Here is a 13896-nt window from a genome sequence, read left to right on the forward strand (position 1 = left end):
CTCATCTATGCCGTCGAATGCTTCCAATTCCAGCGGATTGCAGCGCCTGATCGCGCAACTTGCACCGTTGCTGATCGTTTCCGCGCTGGTGTTCGCGCTCCCGGTGCTGCTCAACAACGACTTCCTGCTCAACAAGGTCGCGCGCTATCTAGTGCTGGGTATCCTCACGATATCCCTTGGGCTGTCCTGGGGCTTCGGCGGCATCCTGAATCTCGGCCAGGCCATGAGCTTCGGGCTCGGCTCCTACGCGATGGCGATGGCCCTGAAGCTCAAGACCGTGCCGGTGCATACGGGAGCGAGCGGACTGCCGGACTTCATGGTCTGGAACAATGTCCAGCATCTGCCGTGGTTCTGGGAGCCGTTCCGGTCGCTCAGCTTCGCCATCGCGGCGGGGCTGATCGTGCCGGCGCTGGTTGCAGCAGCACTCGGCTGGTTCATGTTCCGCGGACGGGTCACGGGCGTCTACGTCTCGATCATCACGCTCGCCACCATGGTGGTGATCAATCTCGTGATCATCGACCAGCAGAGCTACACCGGCGGCTTCAACGGCATCACCGATCTCGCTCAGCTCGAGCTGTTCGGCGTCGCGTTCGATGCCTATGGCCGCGCGACCTATTATCTTGTCGCCGGATGCGTGCTGCTCAGTCTGCTGGTGGCCTTTGCCTTCACCAAGTCCAGGGCCGGCCTGATCGTGCAGGCGATCCGCGATCACGAGAGCCGGGTGCGCTATTTCGGCTACGACGTCGCGCTCTACCAGATCTTCGTATTTGCGCTCTCGGCTGCGATCGCAGGCCTCGCCGGCATGCTCTACACGGTCGTGATGGAGTTTGCCTCGCCGACTTTCCTTGGCGTGCAGCTCTCGCTCTCGGTGGTGGTGTGGTGCGCCGTCGGCGGCAGGCAGAGCCTGGTCGGTGCGTTCCTCGGCGCGGTGCTGGTCGCCGGCATGCAGGGCGCGCTGTCGGAATCGGCGGCGTTCCTGGAAACCTGGACGCTGGTGATGGGCGCGCTGTTCGTGCTCGTGGTGCTGTTCCTGCCGAAGGGGCTCGCCGGCCTCGCGCAGTCCACCTGGCGCTGGGTTGCCCAGCGCAGACAGGCCGCCGGCGGCGCGGTTGCACGGGGTGTCAGCCAGACGGAGGGCAGCACGTGAACTCCCATCTCGATCTCCGCGACGTCTCGGTCAGCTTCAACGGTTTCAAGGCGCTCAATTCGCTCAACATGAGCGTGCGCAAGGGCGAGCTGCGCTGCCTGATCGGGCCGAACGGCGCCGGCAAGACCACGGCGCTGGACATCATCTGCGGCAAGGTCAAACCGAGCGCCGGCAGCGTCAGCTTTGACGGCACCGCGCTGCAGGAGCTCGAGGAATACGAGATCGCCCGCGCCGGTGTCGGCCGCAAGTTCCAGGTGCCGAGCGTCTTCCGCGAGCTCTCGGTCAGCGACAATCTCGAAGTGGCGCGGGCGCGCCGCACCTCCGTGTTCGGCAATCTGCGCTGGAGTATCGGCAATGCCGCGCGCAACGACATCGAGCGTCTGGCCGAGCTGGTCGGGCTCACCGAACAGCTCGACCGGCCGGCCGCGTATCTGTCGCACGGCCAGACCCAATGGCTGGAGATCGGCATGCTGGTCGCCCAGGACGCCGAGCTGATCCTGATGGACGAGCCGACTGCCGGCATGACGGCGCAGGAAACCCGCAAGACCGCCGAACTGTTCGTACGGCTGAAGGGCAAGCACACGCTGATCGTGGTCGAGCACGACATGGGCTTCGTCAAGGCGATCGGCGACATCATCTCGGTGATGCATATGGGCCAGATGCTGGCCGAGGGCACCGCCGCGGAGGTGGAGGCGCATCCGGAAGTGCGCCGCGCCTATCTCGGATCGGGAGGCATCAGCCATGCTTGAGCTGACCGACGTCGACGCATTCTATGGCAATAGCCGCGCCTTGCAGGGCATCAACCTGATGGTCGGCAACGGCGAGTTCCTGTCGGTGCTCGGCCGCAACGGCGTCGGCAAGACCACGCTGATGCGCAGCATCCTCGGCCTGATGGACCGGTGCACCGGACGTTTGTCGCTCGACGGCGCCGACATCTCGCCATTGCGGACCCATCAGCGCGCCAAGGCCGGCATCGCCTATGTGCCGCAGGGCCGCGGCATCTTGCCGCGCTTTACCGTGCGGGAGAATTTGACGCTCGGGACCTTCGCGGCGAAATCGGCCAACGGCATCGAGGAGTGGGTGCTCGAGCTGTTTCCGGTGCTCAAGGATTTTCTCAACCGCTACGGCGGCAATCTCTCCGGCGGTCAGCAGCAGCAGCTTGCGATCGCGCGCGCGCTGCTTGCCCAGCCCAAGGTCATCCTACTGGACGAGCCGACCGAGGGCATCCAGCCGAACATCGTCGAGCAGATCGAGGACGTGATCGTCAAGCTCAATCGCGAGCGCGGCATCACGGTCGTGCTGGTCGAACAGAATGTCGCGTTCGCGCGGCGCGCGTCTCACCGCTTCGCGTTACTCGAAAAGGGACGCGTCGTCGCCAAGGGCGCGATCGGTGAGCTCACCGATGATCTCATCCAGCTGCACATGGCCGTGTAGCGGGAATTATCGTTCAGAAAGGGAGTCGAGACATGTTGCATGGAGATATATCGAGCAGCAAGGACACGGTCGGCGTCGCCGTGGTCAATTACAAGATGCCGCGCCTGCACACCAAGGCCGAGGTGCTGGATAACGCGCGCAACATCGCCAAGATGGTTGAGGGGATGAAGCTCGGCCTGCCGGGCATGGATCTCGTGATCTTCCCGGAATACTCGACTCACGGCATCATGTACGACTCCAAGGAGATGTACGAGACGGCTTCGTCGGTGCCGGGCGAGGAAACCCGCATCTTCGCCGATGCCTGCCGCAAGGCCAAGGTCTGGGGCGTGTTCTCGCTGACGGGCGAGCGCCACGAGGAGCATCCCAACAAGGCGCCGTACAACACGCTGATCCTGATGAACGACAAGGGCGAGATCGTCCAGAAGTATCGCAAGATCATGCCGTGGGTGCCGATCGAGGGCTGGTATCCCGGTGATTGCACCTACGTCTCGGAGGGGCCGAAGGGCCTGAAGATCAGCCTGATCATCTGCGACGACGGCAACTATCCGGAGATCTGGCGTGACTGCGCGATGCGCGGCGCCGAGCTGATCGTCCGCTGCCAGGGCTACATGTATCCGGCCAAGGAGCAGCAGATCCAGATCTCGAAATCGATGGCCTGGGCCAACAACTGCTACGTCGCGGTCGCCAACGCTTCCGGTTTCGACGGCGTCTATTCCTACTTCGGCCATTCTGCGCTCATCGGCTTCGACGGTCGGACGCTCGGCGAGTGCGGCACCGAGGAGAACGGCATCCAGTACGCCCAGCTCTCGGTGTCGCTGATCCGCGATGCCCGCCGCAACATGCAGTCGCAGAACCATCTCTTCAAGCTGATGCACCGCGGCTACACCGGCCTGATCAACTCGGGAGAGGGCGATCGCGGCCACGCGGTCTGTCCGTACACCTTCTACAAGAACTGGATCACGGACCCCGAAGGTACGCGGGAGATGGTTGAAGCCATGACGCGTCCGACCGTCGGGACCGACGAGTGTCCGATCGAGGGCATTCCGAACCAGAAAGTCGCACATCGTTGATTGGAAAAGCCGAGCCGTGCCGGCGCGATCATTCGCACCGGCGCGGTTCTGAAACTGTTGCAACGGGAAACGGGGGTTACCATGAGCAGCGAAGCAAATAGCGGGCTGGTGCAGTCCGAAGGGCAGATCGACGACCTTCTCGGCCATGAATTCGAGCACGAGCCGGTGCCGATCAGCGCCCGGCGCAGCGCCTTTTCGGTCACCATGGTGTGGCTAGGCTTTCCGATGATCATCACCGGCGCCATGACGGGATCGTTGCTGGTGCTGGGCATGGGCTTCAAGAACGCACTGGCGGCCATGATCATCGGCAATCTGATCATGTTCGCCTATGTGGGCGCACTCGGCCTGATCGGCACGCGGAAGGGCATGAACTTCGCGCTGATCGCGAGCATCGTGTTCGGAAAGAAGGGTTATGTGCTGGCGTCCGGCCTGCTGTCGACCCTGCTGCTCGGCTGGTATGCGGTGCAGACCGGCATCACCGGCGCGTTGATCTCCTCGACCTACGGCCTCAACTATGTGGCGATGACCATCGTCGCGGGCGTGCTCTATATCGGGATCACCTTCGTCGGCGTGAAAGGATTGCACTATATCGGGCTGGCGTCGGTGCCGCTCTTTGTCGTCCTCGGCCTCTGGGTCGCGGCCGACGCGGCCTCGACCACGACGGCAGCGGCGATCTTCAGCTATGCCGGCAATAATGGCGTCGCCAGCATGTCGATGGGCGTTGGCCTCACGGTTGTGCTCGCGCTGTTCATCGACGCCGGCACGGTGACCGCGGACTTCAACCGTTGGGCGCCGAGCCCGCGGGCGTCGCTGTTTGCGACATTCAGCGCGTTTCCGTTCGCCAATCTGGTGGCGATGCTGGTCGGCGGCGTGATGACGGCCGCGCTTGCGGTTCCGAACGCCAACCCGTTCGGCGTCGACAACATGTTCGGCTACATGAACGGCAAGCAGCTCACCTGGCTCAGCATTCTCGCCTTCATCTTCCTCTACGCCAATCTCGGATCGGTCTGCTCGCACTGTCTTTACAATGCGGCCACCGGCTGGTCGCGTATCCTCGGGACCAACATGCGGCTGATGGCCGTGATCCTCGGCGCCATTGGCATCGTGGTTGCCGCGGGCAACGTCTGGGCGTTCTTCATCCAGTGGCTGTCGCTGCTCGGCATCCTCGTGCCGCCGATCGGTGCGATCATCCTGGTCGATCAGTATTTGTTGCGCACCGGGTCGCGTGCGGACGTCGACTGGCGCGCGAAGCCGTTCATCGCCTGGGGCATCGGGTCGCTGTGCGCATTTGCGGTTGAAAATCTGATGCCGGGGCTGTCCACTGCGATATCAGCCGCGCTGGTCGCCGGCATCGTGTACGGGGCGATCGCACGGGTGGAATCGCCCACCGAAAAGGTGGCGCGTCCCGCGTAAGCGACAAGCTCGATCAAGCAAGAAGGGTACATCAATGAGCGTCGACTATCAGATCTATGATCTCGGCAATCTGACCTTGCAGCGCGGTGCGACCCTCCGCGACTGCAAGCTCGCCTACAAGACGTTTGGCCAGCTCAACGCGGCAAAGGACAACGTGATCGTCTATCCGACCTGGTACTCCGGCCAGCACTACGACAATGAATGGCTGATCGGGCCGGGCATGGCGCTCGATCCGGCGAAGTACTTCATCATCATTCCCAACATGCTGGGCAACGGCCTGTCGTCGTCGCCGAGCAACACGCCGGAGCCTTACAACGGGCCGCGTTTTCCGCAGGTAACGGCCTACGACAATGTCCGCGCCCAGCACCGGCTGGTGACCGAAAAATTCGGCATCAAGCACATCCGTCTAGTGGTCGGCTGGTCGATGGGCGCGTTGCAGACGTTCCATTGGGGCGCGCTCTATCCCGATATGATGGATCTGCTGGCGCCGTTCTGCGGCTCGGCGAAATGCTCGCGCCACAATTATGTGTTCCTCGAAGGCGTGAAAGCCGCGCTCACGGCAGACGCGGCCTGGAAGGAGGGCTGGTACACCGACAAGCCGGCTCGCGGCCTGCGCGCCGCCGCGCGGGTCTATGCCGGCTGGGGCTTTTCGCAGTCCTTCTACCGCGAGCAGCTCGACATCAAGACGATGGGCTATTCGTCGCTGGAGGATTTCCTGGTGGCATTCTGGGAAGGCTTCTTCCTGCCGAAGGACCCGAACAACCTGCTCACCATGCTGTGGACCTGGCAGAACGGCGACATCAGCGCCAACGAGATCTACAATGGCGACTTCAAGGCCGCGTTGAAGGCGATCAAGGCCAAGGCCTATGTCATGCCGGGGCAGACCGATCTCTACTTCCCGCCCGAAGACAGCGAGAACGAGGTCGCGAACATGCCGAACGCCAAGTTCGTGCCGGTGCCGTCGATCTGGGGCCATTTCGCGGGCGGGCCGGGGACTAACCCGGTCGATGTCGCCTTCATCGATACCAAGCTCAAGGAGCTGCTCGCATCGTGAGTTCGAACGGTTGCGAACGGCTGCCTGCGCGATCATGGGAGGCGTGAGCTTGTCCAATCCCGCTTTGCTGCTCGATCAGTACCGCATCCGCCAGGAGCCGTATTACCGGCCGCTCAAGGATGAGGTCGAGCTGTTCGGTGCAGCCTATGCGAACCGCATGCCGGTGATGCTGAAAGGCCCCACCGGCTGCGGCAAGACCCGCTTCATCGAATACATGGCCTGGCGGCTCGGCCGTCCGCTGATTACGGTCGCCTGTCATGAGGACATGACAGCGGCGGATCTGGTGGGACGCTGGCTGCTCGATGCCGAGGGTACGGTATGGAGTGACGGGCCGCTGACGACGGCCGTGCGTCTCGGCGCGATCTGCTACCTCGACGAGATCGTCGAGGCGCGTCAGGACACCACGGTCGTGATCCATCCCCTGACCGACGATCGGCGTGTACTGCCGCTCGAAAAGCGTGGCGAGCTGATCCACGCGCATTCGGACTTTCAGCTCGTGATTTCCTACAATCCGGGCTACCAGAGCGCGATCAAGGACCTCAAGGAATCCACCAAGCAGCGCTTCGCGGCGCTGGACTTCGGCTACCCCGACCGGTCGGCGGAAACCGAGGTGGTGTCGCGCGAGGCCGGCATCGAGCCCAATCTCGCCGATCTGCTGGTGAAGATCGCCCAGCACAGCCGCAATCTGAAAGGCCAGGGCCTCGACGAAGGCGCCTCCACCCGGATGCTGGTCAATGCCGGCCGCTTGATCGGATGCGGCATCAGCCTCGAAAAGGCGTGCGAGACCACCATCGTGGTTCCATTGACCGATGATGCGGACACCAGGAACACGTTGCGTGACGTGATTTCGGCCTCTGCGTGAATGGAAGCCCGGAGGTGGCGGTCGCGCAAATCAGTTCGCTCGATGGCTTCCGATCCGGACGCCGGCTTGCGGCACTGTTGCGCGGCCACGATGAGATCGCCTTGGCGGTGCAGTCGGCGCGGGCCACCTTGCACCGGATGGGTTCGTTCGATCGTCTGACGGCCTGGGACGAGGCGGTGCACGACCTGTTCGAGGCCAACCTCGGCCAGGCCGTGGTGCTGGGTTTTCTAAAGCTATCGGAGCAATGGCAGGCGCCGCGATCGACCGATGATCTGATCGCGATCGGACGCGCCGTGGGCGATATCGGCCGCAGCGCCGGAAGCCGCACTGCCCATGGGCTGCTGACCGAATTGTCCAAAGTGCTGTCGCGGCTTGCGGGTGCTGGAGAACTCACCGCGGTTCTTGCAGCGCTTGGCCAACTCGCAGATGCAGGCCCGGAATCGGTGGGCCTTGCGATCGGCCGGCTGGAGCCGCTGCTCGCACATGCCGGGGCCGACGATTTTTCCGCCTGGGTTTCGGCCGGCCTGCGCGCAAGTGGCGGCCGCGCATCGCGCCGGCGCGCCTATTTCGCGCTCGACGATCCGCTCTCGGTGCGGCTGTTCGCGGTCGGCCGGACCGGCGATGATTTTGCACGGCTGGAAAAGCGCCTCGCCGCAACCACGCTTGCGCTGTGGAACAGGAAGCCGCGTTTCCGCAAGCTTACCATGGCGCCGACGCCTGTGCCGCGGCGCGCCTCGCTCGCCGCGGGCCTGATCGGGCTCCCGGAGACCTTTCCAGGATTCGCGGGCGAGGCGGCGGACACCATCTATCTCGCCGCGGTCGCGCATGCCGGCGCGCATGTGGTGCATTCCACCGTCCGCTTTCCGATGGGGCGGCTGAAGGCGCTGCAGATTGCGCTGGTCTCGCTGATCGAGGATGCCAGGGTCGAGACGCTGGCGCTTCGCGAGATGCCCGGGCTGCGCCGGCTGTGGTTGCCGTTTCACACTGCAACGCCAACCGGCCAGGCAACTGCCGCCGGACTGATGACGCGGTTGGCGCGGGCGCTGATCGATCCGGACTATCAGGATCCGGATGCGTGGGTGACCAAGGGGCGCGCGCTGTTTGCCGAAGCCGCCGACCGCTGGATTGATCCGGCCATCAGCCGCGAGATCGGCGGGCTGCTCGGCAACGACATCGGGCAGATGCGGCTGCAGTTCAATGCCAAGAGCTACGTCGTCGAACCGGCCTATCGCGATGACAATCTGGCGCTGTGGGATTTTGGCGATCAGCCGGACAGCCCGGCCGAGACGATCGAACTTGCGGTCGATTCCGTGCGGATCGAGCGCCGCGACGACGCCGATGGAAAATCCACCGACAACGATGCAAGGCCCGACGAGACGCTGCGCGCGAAGGCTGCGGCAGTGACCCTGCTGGATGGATTTCCGGCCGCGACCTACCCGGAATGGGACTATGCCACGCGCATCGAGCGGGCGGACTGGACCACGATCCTGGAGGCTGATGCAGCGGTATCCGCCCAGCCGTTCGACCCTTCGACGGATGCCGAGGCGATGCGCTGGATCACCGAGTTGACCCGCGACGCCTCGATCGGCCGCCGCATCAGACACAAAGGTCAGCGCGACGGCGAAGCGCTCGACATCGATGCGGCGATCGCGCTGACGATCGAGCGCCGTGCCGGCAGTATCAGCGAGCCCAGGGTCTACCAGCGCGATGCGCCGGGACCGCGCGATCTTGCCGTTCTGCTGCTGCTCGACCTGTCGCAATCGACCGCGGACCGTGATCGTCGCGGCCGGACCGTTCTCGACGTCGAGCGCAAGGCCGCCGCGATCATGGCGACGGCGGTCGAGGCCGCCAATGATGCCATCGCGGTGCACGGCTTCAGCTCCGACGGCCGCGAGCGCGTGCGCTATCTCCGCATCAAGAGCTTCGAGGAGCCGATGGACGCCGTGGTGCGTTCCCGTCTCGCGGGCCTTGGCAGCAGCCATTCCACCCGGCTCGGTGCCGCGTTGCGCCACGCCGGGGGCTACCTCGCGGGACGACGCGCATTCCGCAAAGTGTTGCTGGTTCTGACCGATGGCGAGCCGTCCGACGTCGACGTGCCCGATCCGCAATATCTGGTGGAGGACGCGCGCCGTGCCGCTCAGCAGCTGCGGCGGCGCGGCGCCGATATTTTTGCCTTCGGCATCGGTGAGGACAGATTTCCGCAGCTCGATCGCATTTTCGGCGAGCGCCATGCGCTCCGGGTGCCCCGCATCGAGGTATTGCCGCAACGGGTGATGCAGCTTTATGCGGAACTGAAGAAATAGTCGTAAGGTCTAGCCGGCTGCGCGGGGCAGGGAACCATTTGCCGTGATCTCGGCCGAGAGCTCCTCGATGGTCTTGCGCTGCTCCATGGCGGCCCGGCGGATCATCGCAAAGGCGGCCGGCTCGGCCAGCGCATGCGTGTGCATGACCTGAAGGACGGCTGCGAGCACCACGCGGCGAGATCGAAGACGCTGTTCGAGCTTGAGCACCTGCTGCTTCAGCTCGCTGGTGCGCTCGCTTCGCTCGAAGGCCAGGACAAGCGCGGCATAGATGCCGGCCGAGCGCAGTGGCTTGACCAGGAACGAGGCCGGATCGAGGTCGAGTACCAGCTTCAGGCGGCTCGGCGTCTCGGTGCCGAGCAGGGCGATGACCGGGCTTCGCCCAAGCGATGCGCGCTGCGCCGGCGAGGTGAGCGGAAGGAACTCGTCGTCGATCAGCGTCACATCCGGCCGGCAGTCGATATCGGCGTCGCCATCCCATGTGACGATGTCGATCCCGAGACGCTCGAACTGACGCCTGACGATGGTGGCGTCGCGCTCGTCCTTGATGGCGACGAGCGCCTTGCGTCCGCGCAGCGAAAATGATGACGGCTTGCTCATTTCACAACCCGCAAATGCGGCGCATTCGGCAACGTTCCATCCCTTGCGGGACCGGCGGCGATGTCGAGCTGCGTCAGATAGGGATCCGGTCTAACCGGAGCTTCAGCTTCCCAGAAGATGTCAAACTGTCCTTCGGCGTTGGAGACGGCGAGCCGCGGCGTCAAGACGCAGTGGTTGTTGCTGCCGTCGATCCAGACCGGACCCTGTGGCGAATTGTAGCGATGGCCGGCTGCGGCGCGCCGCACCTCGCCGATATTGGATGTGCCGGCACGTTGCAGCGCGCGGGCCAGCAGATAGACCGCGACATAGGCGGATTGCCCGTCCACCGACGGGCTGCTGTGCTCGCCGTGACGCGCCTTCCAGCGCGCGACGAAGGCCTGGTTCTCGGGGAGGCGAATGCTTTCGAAATAGGCCGACGACGTGATGCAGCCGGCCGATGCGGGACCTGCGATCTTGAGCTCGGGCTCGCACAGGCTGCAGCTCAGCATCGGGATGTCGAGACCCGCAGCAAGGGTTGCGGCATGAAACGCACGGATGAAATCATAGCTCGAACTGCCGACCAGCGTGTTGAACACGACCGGCGGCCGGCGCCGCACGATCTCGTCGACGATGTGCGTAACCGCGCTTTCACCGAGCTCGAGCAGGCGTTCCGCCAGAATCCGTCCCCGCGCCGCCGTCACCAGTTCGCGGGTGACGCGATTGGTTTCCCAGGTCCAGACATAGTTGGAGCCGACGCAGAAGATCTCGCGCGACAGATTGTCGAGCACGTAGCGCACCAGCGGCAGCACGTTGTGATTGGGCGAGGCGCCGACATAGATGACGTTGTCGGAGCACTCGAACCCCTCGTAGCGCGCCGGATACCAGAGCAGGCGGTCGGTGCGCTCGACGATCGGAAGAACCTGTTTGCGCGAGGCCGAGGTGTAGCAGCCGATGATGTGCTCGACCCCGACATTGCGAATGAGATCATCGCAGACCGTATGGTATTCTGAAATGATGCCGCGGGGATCGCGGACATGTGCCGATATCGCGAAGTCGAACTCGTCCTGCTCGTTGATCTCGTCGACCGCCATCATGGCGCTCTTCAGGATCTCGCGCCCCATGGCCTGATAGGGCCCATGCTGCGAGCAGATAATCCCAACGGGAATGGACGGCTTTGTCATCGAAGACTTTCAGTGCAACTCATGCAGGAAACCATCTTCGCAGAGGCCGGTGCAAGAGGTCATGCCGATTTGCTGCGCAGCACCTCGCGAAATTTGTGCAGCCAGCCTCGTTGACAACGCGCTGCACACCTCCTTAGAATTTTCTCCTACAGGGCTTCCTGTCGAACCTTGCGTGCGTCGATTTGGCCGATGACGTCCCGATCGCCGCGCAGAGTGCTCCGTTCGATCCCGGACCCACGCGATAGTTCATAGCCGCGGCATTTGGGCCATTCGTCACCTTCGTTTGGAGGGGCGGGTGGCTTTTTGCTTTTGCCGCCAAAACAAATTGGCGACACATCCGTGTCGCCAAGCCGGAGGCGCATGCGCGGTGATGGGCAGTGCCTGCGCTTGCGTCGTGCCAAGTGCGGGGATGAGAAACGATGCCGACAACGGAACTTCACAATCTCGGGCTCATTGAGGTCGGGCAGCAAATCCAGGCCAAAAAGCTCTCGTCGATTGAGGTGACAAGAGCGATGCTCGGGCGGATCGAGCAGCTCGACGGCAAGCTCAAGAGCTATGCCCATGTGATGGGCGAGGCAGCGCTTGCTGACGCCGCGGCAGCCGAAAAGGAGATCGCCTCCGGCAAGATCAAGGGGCCGCTGCACGGCGTGCCGATCGCCGTCAAGGATTTGTGCTGGGTCAAGGGCGCGCCCGCCGCGCACGGCATGACCATTCATCGCGAGTTCCGTCCGGGTGAGGATGCCACGGTGGTCGCGCGGCTGAAGGATGCCGGTGCTGTGATCCTCGGCAAGCTGCAGCAGACCGAGGGCGCCTATGCCGATCATCACCCGAAGATCGATCCGCCGAAGAACCCGTGGAATGCCGATCTGTGGTCCGGCGCATCGTCGAGCGGTTCCGGCGTCGCCACCGCGGCGGGGCTTTGCTTCGGATCGCTTGGAACCGATACCGGCGGCTCGATCCGCTTTCCCTCGGCTGCCAATGGCATCACCGGGCTGAAGCCGACCTGGGGCCGTGTCAGCCGTTACGGCGCTTTCGAACTCGCGGCCACGCTCGATCACATCGGCCCGATGGCGCGCAGCGCGGCCGATTGCGGCGCGATCCTCGCCGTGATCGCCGGCCAGGATCCCAAGGACACCACGTCGGTGCCGTTGGCCGTGCCGGACTATCTCGCCGGTATGTCCGGAGACCTGCGCAGCATGACGATCGGCGTCGATCGGCGCTGGACCAGCGAGGGCACTGACGAGGCTGCCGGCAAGGTGCTCAGCGAAGGGTTGCGGGTTGCTGCTGATCTCGGCGCGAAGATCAAGGACATCACGTTCCCTGATCCGAAAGCGGTGATCGAGGATTGGTTCCCGCTGTGCGGCATCGAAGTGGCCGTTGCGCACGAAGAAACCTATCCCGCGCGCAAGGACGAATACGGTCCGGCGCTCGCCGGCCTGCTCGACCTCGGCCGCGCGCAGTCCGGCATGGATTATCAGAAGATCGTGCTGCGGCGCGAAGCGTTTCGCGGCGCCGTGCGGCTGCTGTTCGACACGGTCGATCTCATCGCGGTCCCGGCCCAGGCATTCGCGGCGCCGACATTGGCCAAGATGGCGGCGCTGGGCGAAGACCCATCGCTGATTACCGGGCTGCTGCGCTTCACCTGCCCGTTCGACATGACGGGCAGCCCGACCGTGACGCTTCCCGGCGGCTTCGCGCCGAACGGCGGTCCGGTCGCCTTCCAGTTTGTCGGCCGCCATTTCGACGAGACAAGTCTCGTCCGTGCGGGCGATGCCTTCCAGCGCGTCACCGACTGGCACAAGCGCCATCCCGCGATCTGAGTTGAGGAGCCGTTCGCATGACCGAAGACTGGTTGAAGAGTTCCATCATGGCCAAGCGGGCCGTCGCCAAGGGCGCGACAGGCACGACCCATAGTTTGACGATCGAGCAGCAGGGCGGCTTCCATTACGTCTATGGACCCTACGCCAAGCCGACGCTGTCGATCGATCCGGGCGGGGTGGTCGTCGTCGAGACCGAGGATGCCTTCGGCGGCGTGCTCACCAGCGAAAGCGACAGCCCGACGGCAAAGCTGAACTTCCCTTATCTGAACCCGCAATGCGGGCCGATCGCGGTGAAGGGCGCCAGGAAGGGCGATTGCCTCGCCGTCTATATCCGCGACGTCGAGACCCGCGGCGCACAGCCGGCAGGCACCACTTGTATCATTCCGGAGTTCGGCGGCCTGGTCGGAACCGCGTCTACCGCGCTACTCAATCCGCCGCTGCCGGAGCGCGTCAAGAAGCTGCACGTCGATCGCAACGGCGTGCGCTGGAACGACAAGATCACGCTGCCCTATGAGCCGTTCATCGGTACGATCGGCGTGTCGCCCGAGATCGAGGCGATCTCCTCGCTGCAGCCCGACTATCACGGCGGCAACATGGACCTGCCCGACGTCGCACCTGGCTCGATTATCTATTTTCCGGTGCATACCGAAGGCGGGCTGCTCTATGTCGGCGACTGCCACGCCACGCAAGGCGACGGCGAGCTCTCGGGCGTCGCGCTCGAACAACGCGCCACCGTCACGCTGCAGATCGATCTGATCAAGAACTGGAGCTTCGCCTGGCCGCGGCTCGAGACGCGCGACTTCATCATGACGATCGGCAGCGCGCGGCCGCTCGAAGACGCCGCGCGCATCGCCTATCGCGAGCTCGTGCGGTGGATGAGTGCCGACTACGGCTTTGACGAGATCGACGCCTACATGCTGCTCAGCCAGGCCGGCCGCATGCGGCTCGGTAACATGGTCGACCCCAAATACACGATGGGGGCGTCGATCCTGAAGAATTACCTCAAGGCGTGACGTCCAACATCTTTCAACAAGGA

The 13896-nt window shown here is 64.1% G+C and carries 12 protein-coding genes; 10 read left to right on the top strand and 2 right to left on the bottom strand.

Features of this window, described 5'->3' with window-relative positions:
- Positions 1–7: 7 nt before the first annotated feature.
- The 8 genes from urtC to BraRD5C2_RS12435 all read left to right on the top strand — a co-directional run bounded on the left by urtC (position 8) and on the right by BraRD5C2_RS12435 (position 9283).
- A complete protein-coding gene (urtC, locus tag BraRD5C2_RS12400; protein WP_223968674.1) occupies positions 8–1147 on the top strand; it encodes an urea ABC transporter permease subunit UrtC in 1140 nt (379 codons plus the stop codon).
- Entirely contained in the window at positions 1144–1896 is a 753-nt protein-coding gene (gene urtD, locus BraRD5C2_RS12405; protein ID WP_223968676.1) for an urea ABC transporter ATP-binding protein UrtD, read from the top strand. The genes urtC and urtD overlap by 4 nt, the downstream gene beginning before the upstream one ends.
- Positions 1889–2581 (top strand): urea ABC transporter ATP-binding subunit UrtE, encoded by a 693-nt coding sequence (gene urtE / locus BraRD5C2_RS12410; RefSeq protein ID WP_092125394.1) that lies wholly within the window; start codon positions 1889–1891, stop codon positions 2579–2581. Before urtD ends, urtE begins: the two co-directional genes overlap by 8 nt.
- A 32-nt stretch (positions 2582–2613) precedes the next feature.
- Positions 2614–3651, top strand: coding sequence for an aliphatic amidase (locus tag BraRD5C2_RS12415; RefSeq protein ID WP_092125395.1), 1038 nt, complete (start codon positions 2614–2616; stop codon positions 3649–3651).
- Positions 3652–3732: 81 nt separating this feature from the next.
- Positions 3733–5064: a purine-cytosine permease family protein gene (locus tag BraRD5C2_RS12420; RefSeq protein ID WP_223968678.1), complete on the top strand. Its 1332-nt coding sequence runs from the start codon at positions 3733–3735 to the stop codon at positions 5062–5064.
- 34 nt (positions 5065–5098) lie between these two features.
- The gene (locus BraRD5C2_RS12425) at positions 5099–6118 is read left to right on the top strand and encodes an alpha/beta fold hydrolase (RefSeq protein ID WP_223968680.1); all 1020 of its coding nucleotides are present in this window, start codon (positions 5099–5101) and stop codon (positions 6116–6118) included.
- 49 nt (positions 6119–6167) lie between these two features.
- A complete protein-coding gene (locus tag BraRD5C2_RS12430) occupies positions 6168–6980 on the top strand; it encodes a CbbQ/NirQ/NorQ/GpvN family protein (RefSeq protein WP_275945287.1) in 813 nt (270 codons plus the stop codon).
- 14 nt (positions 6981–6994) lie between these two features.
- A complete protein-coding gene (locus BraRD5C2_RS12435) occupies positions 6995–9283 on the top strand; it encodes a nitric oxide reductase activation protein NorD (protein WP_223968682.1) in 2289 nt (762 codons plus the stop codon).
- 9 nt (positions 9284–9292) lie between these two features.
- On the opposite strand, the gene BraRD5C2_RS12440 is transcribed toward BraRD5C2_RS12435, so the two are convergent.
- Entirely contained in the window at positions 9293–9880 is a 588-nt protein-coding gene (locus tag BraRD5C2_RS12440; RefSeq protein ID WP_223968684.1) for an ANTAR domain-containing response regulator, read from the bottom strand.
- The gene (locus BraRD5C2_RS12445) at positions 9877–11040 is read right to left on the bottom strand and encodes a transporter substrate-binding domain-containing protein (RefSeq protein ID WP_223968686.1); all 1164 of its coding nucleotides are present in this window, start codon (positions 11038–11040) and stop codon (positions 9877–9879) included. The genes BraRD5C2_RS12440 and BraRD5C2_RS12445 overlap by 4 nt, the downstream gene beginning before the upstream one ends.
- 419 nt (positions 11041–11459) lie before the next feature.
- Here BraRD5C2_RS12445 and BraRD5C2_RS12450 point away from each other — a divergent pair, with 419 nt between their 5' ends.
- Both BraRD5C2_RS12450 and BraRD5C2_RS12455 read left to right on the top strand, forming a co-directional pair.
- Positions 11460–12860 (top strand): amidase, encoded by a 1401-nt coding sequence (locus tag BraRD5C2_RS12450; RefSeq protein WP_223968688.1) that lies wholly within the window; start codon positions 11460–11462, stop codon positions 12858–12860.
- Positions 12861–12877: 17 nt separating this feature from the next.
- Positions 12878–13873: an acetamidase/formamidase family protein gene (locus tag BraRD5C2_RS12455; protein ID WP_223968690.1), complete on the top strand. Its 996-nt coding sequence runs from the start codon at positions 12878–12880 to the stop codon at positions 13871–13873.
- The last annotated feature ends 23 nt before the right edge of the window (positions 13874–13896 follow it).

The sequence above is a fragment of the Bradyrhizobium sp. RD5-C2 genome (assembly GCF_019972155.1).
Classification (GTDB): Bacteria; Pseudomonadota; Alphaproteobacteria; order Rhizobiales; family Xanthobacteraceae; genus Bradyrhizobium.